General features: G+C 48.8%; 1 tRNA gene. It reads left to right on the top strand.

Going from position 1 to position 326, the window contains the following annotated elements:
• The first annotated feature begins 71 nt into the window (after positions 1-71).
• Positions 72-147 (top strand) — tRNA-His (locus VXS03_RS20155).
• Positions 148-326 lie beyond the last annotated feature (179 nt).

Here is a 326-nt window from a genome sequence, read left to right as displayed (position 1 = left end):
TTTGGTAGCGCATCTGGTTTGGGACCAGAGGGTCGGGGGTTCGAATCCCTCTTCACCGACCACTTACAATGGTGGCTATAGCTCAGTTGGTAGAGTCCCGGATTGTGATTCCGGTTGTCGCGAGTTCAAGCCTCGTTAGCCACCCCATTATTTAGGTTATCTTTTATTAGAGACCTTGGCCTTGTAAGCCTAAACAAAGTCGGTGAATAGCGCAGTTTGATAGCGCATCTCTGATGTTAGGAATAGCGGACCAGAGGGTTGACCCTTCTAGCAGCGTTCCTAGAAAAGAATTAAGTCGGTGAATAGCGCAGTTTGGTAGCGCATCT

It is taken from the genome of Photobacterium sp. S4TG1 (genome assembly GCF_036040035.1).
Taxonomy (GTDB): Bacteria; Pseudomonadota; Gammaproteobacteria; order Enterobacterales; family Vibrionaceae; genus Photobacterium.
The sequence above is the reverse complement of the archived record's forward strand: the minus strand, read 5'-3'. Positions and strand labels throughout refer to the sequence as shown.